This is a genomic window from Bradyrhizobium centrolobii, assembly GCF_001641635.1.
Lineage (GTDB): Bacteria > Pseudomonadota > Alphaproteobacteria > Rhizobiales > Xanthobacteraceae > Bradyrhizobium > Bradyrhizobium centrolobii.
This window is the reverse complement of the sequence record NZ_LUUB01000092.1, coordinates 84,620-92,193: the sequence shown is the minus strand read 5'-3', so window position 1 is coordinate 92,193 and position 7,574 is coordinate 84,620. Positions and strand designations below refer to the sequence as shown.

The following is a 7,574-nucleotide window of genomic DNA, read 5'->3' as shown; positions in this document are numbered from 1 at the left end:
CCAGCCGCTCCACCGCCTTGTCCTCGACGGCGGTCGGGTTGAAGAGGTCGATCCACACGGCGTTCTCCGGCAGCACGGAGAGATCGTCGATGACGGCCTTCTTCAGGGAGGACTCGGACGGAACAAACACAGCAAACATGAACAACTCCAGGGGAGGCCTCTGACCGACCAAGAGCGCCTTAGCGCGATTCTGACAAGTTCATGATGACAAGCACATTAACGGCGCGTTTGCATTTGTGGCTGCACTGTGGCTCGACGGAGGCACGGAATCGCAGCTCAGCATCCCTTGCCCAAAAATCCACCCGGTGCCGCAAAACTTGCGGCAAAAAAGCCACAGCTTCGGTCTTGCAGCGCGGGAAAACGCCCTAAACGCTGGAATTGTGGCAGATTTCAACGATAATGGGACCAACGGAGTCGAGGAACTGTGGCGGTAAGCTCAGGACCTGCGCGGTATTGTCTTGATTGGAAGCAAACCATGTCGTCGCTGAAAGTTAAGTTGGGTATTTTGGCCGCCGGTCTGATGCTGTCGGGTTGCATGCAGGCAACACATTTTGAGGCGACCGACACCAAGGCCTTCAAGCCGAAGGACAAGGAACTCCTTGCCAAGGTCCGGTATGAAAACACCCCGGTCGCAGAGCCGTTCCGCCGCGCCATCGTCGATTATCACCGCAAGGAATCGCCCGGCTCGATCCTGGTCGATTCCGACAACCACTACCTCTACTACGTGCTGGATGGCGGCAAGGCGATCCGTTACGGCATTACCGTCGGCGAAGAGGCCATGGCTTGGTCCGGCATCGCCAAGGTCGGCAGCATGACCGAGTGGCCGGCCTGGCATCCGACCCCCGGCGAGATTTCGCGCCTGGGCGTGCCGACCTATGTTGCACCGGGTCCCGACAATCCGATGGGTTCCCGCGCGATGTATCTCTATTCTGGCGGCAAGGACACGCTGTTCCGCATCCACGGCACCAACCAGCCGGAATATATCGGCGCCTCGATCTCCTCGGGCTGCATCCGCCTGACCAACGAGGACGCGATCGACCTCTACAACCGCGTCAAGGTCGGAACCATCGTGGTCGTGCTCGAGCCAAAGCATGGCGACTCCCCGTACAACTCGCGGCTCGCGCTGCAGGGCGGTGGTTCGAACGGCCAGGCGGGCAGCTACTGATCTGCTCTCAACCTGAGGACATGCAAAAGCGCCGGTCTCACCGGCGCTTTTTTGTTTTAGTTGCGGGCCTGCGCGCCGGCGGGGCGTCGGCGCCGGCCGGCGGCTTGTCCGCCGGTGCCTTCGCCGTATCTCCCTCCTCCGCCGCATCCTTCGCCGTCTCGGACTTGGCCGCGACCTCGCGCGGTGGCGCCTCTTCGGGCCGCTCCGCCGGCATCAGCGGCGCGACCTGCGGCAGCGGATCCCAGACGTTCCACTGGCAGATCCGGTAATCGTTGCGCCGCTGTGCCAGATCGAGATGGATGTGGTCCTCGTGGTACCAGTCCGAGCCCGGGCCAAGCACCGTGGTGAAGCGCGAGCAGACCGAATGCAGCACGCGCTCGCGCACGTCGCGCGAAACGGTGCGGTCGGTCAGGCCGATCGACTGGCCGTTGGCGAGCTTGAGCGAACGCACGTCCAGCGCATTGGCCTTGCCGTGCTCTGACAGCATCGCGCCGACGATGCGATTGCGGCCACGGCACTCGAACGAGTCGAAATTGTCGAGGTCGCTGATGGTCGAGCCGAGGCTCGCGGCCAGCGGCACCATGTCCGAGCGCACCCAGTCGGCGACCGCGGACGCCATGGTGCAGCGGAGGATCGCCGCCGGCTTCACCGCCACCTTGCGCTTGTCCGGCAGCACGATCGCTTCCAGCCGCACCAGATCGTCGCCACCGCAACCGCCGGGACCGCGGATAGCGGGAATGGAAGGTGCGATCGCGATCTCCTCGGTCAGCGCGAGCCGGCACGCCGAGGGCTTAGGCTCCGGTGGCTGGCGCTCCGCCGCCGCAGGTTCGCCCGGCTTGTCGGCCGCAGGCTTGTCAGCGGAAGGTTTGCCGTCAGCCGCCGGCGCCTCCGGCCCGGCCGTGTCCAATGCCTTGTCTGATCCCTTGGGGGCCTCGTCCGGACGGGGTCTCGGCAGGGGGATTTTCCTGGCCGTATGAACCGCTCCGCGCGGCCGTGGTGTGCCAATGCCAAAGAGGTCGAACGGCGGAGCAAATTTTCGCGCTTCCGCCGTCTCCGCCAGCACGAGCGACATCCCGAGCGCTGCGGTAACCATTGCGGCGCCGGCGGACATATAGCCGCGACAAGACCATTTGCGGCAAAAGTCCGGCAGGCTAAAATTCATGACAATTCTTTGGCCCAACGCTGAGAGTGATAACAGTCCAGCGAATTTTCGGAGGAACGTCGGAATGCTTGGTTTGATGCAAGATTGGCCCCTGCTCTGCCACCGGATCATCGAACATGCCGCCAGGATTCATGGCAAGCAGGAGGTCGTCACGCGGTCGGTCGAGGGACCGATCCATCGCACCAACTATGCCGAAATCCACAAGCGTGCGCTCAAGGTCTCGCAGATGCTGGACCGCGACGGCATCAAGCTCGGCGACCGCGTCGCCACCATCGCCTGGAACACCTGGCGCCACCTCGAGGTCTGGTACGGCATCATGGGCATCGGCGCCATCTGCCATACGGTCAATCCCAGGCTTTTCCCCGAGCAGATCGCCTGGATCATCAACCATGCGCAGGACCGGATCGTGATGACCGACATCACCTTCGTTCCCGTCCTGGAGAAGATTGCGGACAAGCTGCCAAGCGTTGAGCGCTATATCGTCCTCACCGACAAGGCGCATATGCCGCAGACCACGCTCAAGAACGCGGTCGCCTACGAGGAGTGGATCGCGAAGGCCGACGGCAAGTTCGAATGGAAGGACTTTGACGAGAACACGGCCGCCGCGATGTGCTACACGTCGGGCACGACGGGCGATCCCAAGGGCGTCTTGTATTCGCATCGCTCCAACGTGCTGCACGCGCTGATGGCCAACAATGTCGATGCGCTCGGCACCAGCGCCTCCGAGACGATGCTGCCGGTGGTGCCCCTGTTCCACGCCAATAGCTGGGGCATCGCCTTCTCCGCGCCCTCGATGGGCACCAAGCTCGTGATGCCAGGCGCCAAGCTCGACGGCGCTTCGGTCTACGAGCTGCTCGAAACCGAGAAGGTCACGCATACCGCGGGCGTACCGACGGTGTGGTTGATGCTCTTGCAGCATATGGCGGCCAGCAATCTCAAACTGCCCTGTCTGAAGAGCGTGGTGTGCGGGGGCTCGGCGATGCCGCGCTCGATGATCAAGTCCTTCGTCGACATGGGCGTGCGCGTGCGCCATGCCTGGGGCATGACCGAAATGAGCCCGATCGGCACCGTATGCGCGCTCAAGCCGCCTTTTGCCGAACGGACCGGCGAGGAACGGCTCGACGTGCTGCAGGCCCAGGGCTTTCCGCCATTCGGCGTGCGCATGAAGATCACCGATGACGCCGGCAGGGAGCTGCCCTGGGATGGCAAGACGTTCGGCCGCCTGAAGGTCTCGGGGCCCGCGGTCTCCAAGGCGTATTACCGACTCGACCAGGACATCCTCGACGGCGAGGGCTTCTTCGACACCGGCGACGTCTCGACCATCGATCAGGACGGCTATATGCGGATCACCGACCGTTCCAAGGACGTGATCAAGTCCGGCGGCGAGTGGATCTCCTCGATCGACCTGGAGAACCTCGCGGTCGGCCATCCGGCCGTGGCGGAGGCCGCGGTGATCGGCGTCTACCATCCCAAATGGGACGAGCGGCCGCTCCTGATCGTCCAGCTCAAGCAGGGACAGCAGGCGAGCCGCGAGGACATCCTGAAATTCATGGACGGCAAGATCGCCAAATGGTGGATGCCCGATGACGTCGCCTTCGTCGACGGCATCCCGCATACGGCGACGGGCAAGATCCTGAAGACGGCGCTGCGCGACCGGTTCAAGGACTATCGCTTCCCGAACGCGGCGGCGTGAGCGGACCGGAATAGCTTGCCCCAAGACCTGTTCGGTCCTGCGGTTGCGAATTCGCTTCACCTCCCGGTTGCGCAGGGCAATCGTATATGGGGTGAGTGTTGGAGGCGCTGAAGCTTCCACAGCGTCATGGCCGGGCNNCCATCCACGCCTTGCGGTCGGCACAAAGAACGTGGATGCCCGGGACAAGCCCGGGCATGACGACCTCTCGTGAGTGTTCAAATGCGATTGCCCTCCCGCTTGCGGGGAGCTTGGTTTCATCACGAACGCAACTCGATCCAATCTCGTGAGGGCCTCTGGCCCTCCGGGAAGTATCAAGGTCAGGCAGGCAGAATGATCATGATCTGATCCGACCTTCGGCGGTTCATGCTCTAACGCTTTGCCTCCGCCTGGCCGGTACTCTTCTGCCATTTCAGGAATTGTTGATAGAGTGCTTCGTCCTGTTCCGGCGTTCGCGTGCCCTGCTGACCGGTTTCTCGGGCCTGCGCGGCCAGGAACTGGTCGAATTTCGCGCGTGTGTCGGAGGCCGGACCGGAATGTTGATCGAGCCACTCCTGCGCCGGCGGGAAGCGATTCCATCCCTTCAGTGGCGCACTCAACACCACCTCCTTCCACTTCGGATGGAAGGGCGGCCGCTGCAGGTCTTTCAGACGGTCGAAGAAGACCTGAACGAAATGCTCCACCTTGCCGTATCGCTCGGTCTTTGCGGGCCAGTTGTAGGCAGCGAGGATGGCGGGCACCGCGATCGTGTCAACACGGCCGCCGGGTGGGATCAGTGAAGGATAGTCCTCCGCCTTGAGGACGGATGGAAGATAGTCGCTCTGCAATGGCTCGCTATACGGGATCGGCACGAAATGCAGGTCGTCCCCCTTCACCTGGCTCACGGCCTTGGAGGGACTTCCCTGCACCGCGATCACCGCATCGAGTTCGCCGGTCTTCAGTTTTTCATAGGCGATGCGCTGCTCGATATAGGCGTAGACCGGCTTGATGCCGAGCCTCTCGAAGATCGTGATCGCGGTGACGAAGGTGCCTCCGTTCGGCAAGTCGACGGCAACACGCCGGCCGTTCAGATCGGCAAGGCTGCGGATCGACGACCGCGCGACGACGTGCATCTCCTCATTGTAGAGCTTCGTGATATAGACGAACTGGTTGTGGATGTTGCCGGTGTAGCCCTTCCTTTCCAGGTAATCGAGTGTGTCGGCGCGCACGATGCCGAGATCGACCCCCTTGAGGAACAGGATGTCCGCGATGCTCTGGACCGAGCCGCGCCCGATGATCGGCAGCACGCGCATCCGGTCGCCGTCATCCAGCGCGGAGGAAAGGTCGGCGCCGAACTGGACATAGGTTCCGCCGATTGTGCCTGACATCAGCGTCACGGTGTTGGCGTTGAGCCGCTCGCGCGTGCTCTTGCTGGTGCTGGAATAGCTGAAGATCGCCTTCAGGCCCTCACTTACTGCGGCCGGATCCACCTCTCCTCCCCTGTCTTGGGAAAAGGCCGGCGTCGCCAGCAGCAGCGCGACCCCGGCCGCGCAGCAGAATGCCAGGTCGGTCAAACGTCGGATGATCATGTCGTGAAGCTCCGGATGGTCGAGATTGAGAGGCGCGCGCGACGCGCGGTGCTGGGATCAGCGGGTGGGCGCGAGCGCATCAAGCTGTCGCTGAGCCTCGGGGGCGCCCCATTCTTTTGCCCTCTGGTACCAGTTGCGGGCCTGCGCGAGGTCAGCGAGCGGGCCACTGGCGCCCAACTGCTTGAGCACGGTCGGATCGTAGGTCCTGGCCACCAGCAGCGCGGCGCGCGCATCTCCTCCTTCGGCCGCGCGCAGCAGCAGTAGCCTCGCCGCCGAGATGTCGCCGCTCGTGAGCAAATCCTGTCCACGTTTGACGAGGCCAGAAATTTCCTTCGGATCCAGGTTGCGCACGGCGTCCGGCTGCGGCGGTGGGGAGGCCGCCAAGGAGCGCGCCGGCGGAACGGCCGTGACGGTTGTCGACGGCTGCGGAGCGACGCTGGCAGCGGGTTTCCAGGACAGTCGGCTCGAGCCAACCACGAGCACGGCGCCGTTGCCGTCACGCAATTCTGCCATCGCGACCATCTGGCCGACGAAACCGTCTGGCGGAATGACCGACACGGCGGAAATTTCCGACGCGGGCACGCGCCACTCGTTGGCGACACGCTTGCCCGACGTCAACCGCGCGTCGGCAGGCAGTCCGTTGATCGCAACGATGGCGCCGGAAGGGGGAGCACCCACGCGCATCCCGAGCGGCAAGGGGGCGTTGGCAAGCCCGCTGCTGTCCTCCACCGCAAGGGTCGCGACCTGCTTGCGTTGCGGTGCCGGACCGATCGCGGCTTTCACCGATTGCCAAAGCGACGAGATCGATGTGGCGTCGCTCGATTGAACTCCGGGACTTTGCGACGCCGGAATGAAGATGACGAGAATCAGCGCGATGCCTGCCGCAACCGCTGCCGCGATCGCGAGCCTAACCCCTACGCTGAGTAGCGCGCGCCTTCCCGAGTTACGTAGGACGGCTGGCACCTCGATGGGCTCCATCGCCTCGTGCATGGCTTGGGCGACGGCTTTGGAGAACACGTCCGAATGGTCACGACGTCGCGGGTTGCCGGGCGATTGCAAGGGCGGGCCATCGGCAGTCAACGATGGATGCTCCGCGGACCGTTTCGGCGCCGCCGTCGGCTGCACCGCCCGCTCGCGCAAGTCGCGCGGCGCGTAGTACATCGGATCGTGCGGATCGATATAGCCTTCGTCCCGTCCACCACTCATACTGAACACTCGCCCTGATGGGGCTGCCCACCAGCCGCGCTGGTCGGCACCGGCTACGCTGTTTGCGATCCTTGCAGCTCATGAGGCGCAACCGCGCACATCCGGTCAGCCTTTGCGGCGACAACCGGGAGCTGAGGTCACTCTTGCAACGTTTCCGGCTGACGCCCGCCGTTGTTCCTTGCAGTTGTTCTTTGCCGTTTCTTTTTTGATTGCCGTTCGCCGATGTCCCTTTCGCAGGGACGGTCCCTCGCTTCGGCGGTTCCAACAACCTACAGTAGAGCCTTTAGGTGAAATTACGACCAAGTCAATCTACAACTAAAGATCATTTAGATTGAATGGTTAATCAATCAAGTTGCAAAATCCCGCCTGTTCTCTGTGCCATATCGCGCGCAAACCTTGAAATTGCCGGGCCGCCGTGGTCTCAAGCAGCCAGTTTTCAATCGGCCCCCTGACGGCGGGCCAAGCCCCAACCCGGCGGTTTTCATCGATGGCCCGCAGGTTTTCTGCTCCTTATCAGTCGGAGCCCGTGTCCAGCCTCGCGAGCTGGGCGCGCAATCTCGCCGTGTTCGCGGTGGTGACGGTCGCGGTGTCCGTGATCATCGTCCGCTTCGGTTTCCTCGAGATCAAGCCGGCACTCGCCACCTTCCTCGGTGGGCTCGCGATCGCCGGACTCTCCATCCTGTTCGGGCTCGCGGGCTTTGCCGCGATCTGGCAGAACGGCACGCGCGGCATGGCGCGCATCCTGCTCGCCTTCCTGATCAACGCTCTGATCCTCGCCTATCC

The 7,574-nt window shown here is 63.3% G+C and carries 5 protein-coding genes and 2 pseudogenes; 3 read left to right on the top strand and 4 right to left on the bottom strand.

The genetic code is table 11. From position 1 onward, the window contains the following. A pseudogene (locus AYJ54_RS53010) lies at window positions 1-139 on the bottom strand (magnesium transporter); the annotation flags it as partial. Between the two features lie 336 nt (window positions 140-475). Here AYJ54_RS53010 and AYJ54_RS33835 point away from each other — a divergent pair. Next, complete coding sequence (locus AYJ54_RS33835) at window positions 476-1,165, top strand: L,D-transpeptidase (protein WP_063705987.1); 690 nt, start codon at window positions 476-478, stop codon at window positions 1,163-1,165. A 37-nt stretch (window positions 1,166-1,202) separates the two neighbouring features. Here the strand turns inward: AYJ54_RS33835 and AYJ54_RS33830 are convergent, their stop codons facing one another. Beyond that, complete coding sequence (locus AYJ54_RS33830; RefSeq protein WP_063705986.1) at window positions 1,203-2,327, bottom strand: extensin family protein; 1,125 nt, start codon at window positions 2,325-2,327, stop codon at window positions 1,203-1,205. Between the two features lie 64 nt (window positions 2,328-2,391). On the opposite strand from AYJ54_RS33830, the gene AYJ54_RS33825 reads away from it, so the two are divergent. Further along, window positions 2,392-4,020 (top strand): fatty-acid--CoA ligase, encoded by a 1,629-nt coding sequence (locus AYJ54_RS33825; protein WP_063705984.1) that lies wholly within the window; start codon window positions 2,392-2,394, stop codon window positions 4,018-4,020. A 368-nt stretch (window positions 4,021-4,388) separates the two neighbouring features. Here AYJ54_RS33825 and AYJ54_RS33820 read toward each other — a convergent pair whose 3' ends face one another. Both AYJ54_RS33820 and AYJ54_RS33815 read right to left on the bottom strand, forming a co-directional pair. After that, the gene (locus AYJ54_RS33820; protein WP_063705982.1) at window positions 4,389-5,585 is read right to left on the bottom strand and encodes a TAXI family TRAP transporter solute-binding subunit; all 1,197 of its coding nucleotides are present in this window, start codon (window positions 5,583-5,585) and stop codon (window positions 4,389-4,391) included. Between the two features lie 57 nt (window positions 5,586-5,642). Beyond that, window positions 5,643-6,791 carry a hypothetical protein gene (locus AYJ54_RS33815; RefSeq protein WP_245329192.1) on the bottom strand — a complete coding sequence of 383 codons (1,149 nt, stop codon included), beginning with the start codon at window positions 6,789-6,791 and terminating at the stop codon, window positions 5,643-5,645. Window positions 6,792-7,278: 487 nt separating this feature from the next. Between AYJ54_RS33815 and AYJ54_RS53005 the strand changes: the two are divergent. Further along, window positions 7,279-7,574: pseudogene (locus AYJ54_RS53005) on the top strand (DUF1499 domain-containing protein); the annotation flags it as partial.

What these genes read in the sequence shown, in the direction of transcription:
- AYJ54_RS33835 (WP_063705987.1), top strand. Translation starts at nt 476, where the DNA reads ATGTCGTCGCTGAAAGTTAAGTTGGGTATTTTGGCCGCCGGTCTGATG.
- AYJ54_RS33815 (WP_245329192.1), bottom strand. Translation starts at nt 6,791, where the DNA reads ATGAGTGGTGGACGGGACGAAGGCTATATCGATCCGCACGATCCGATG.
- AYJ54_RS33825 (WP_063705984.1), top strand. Translation starts at nt 2,392, where the DNA reads ATGCTTGGTTTGATGCAAGATTGGCCCCTGCTCTGCCACCGGATCATC.
- AYJ54_RS33820 (WP_063705982.1), bottom strand. Translation starts at nt 5,585, where the DNA reads ATGATCATCCGACGTTTGACCGACCTGGCATTCTGCTGCGCGGCCGGG.
- AYJ54_RS33830 (WP_063705986.1), bottom strand. Translation starts at nt 2,327, where the DNA reads ATGAATTTTAGCCTGCCGGACTTTTGCCGCAAATGGTCTTGTCGCGGC.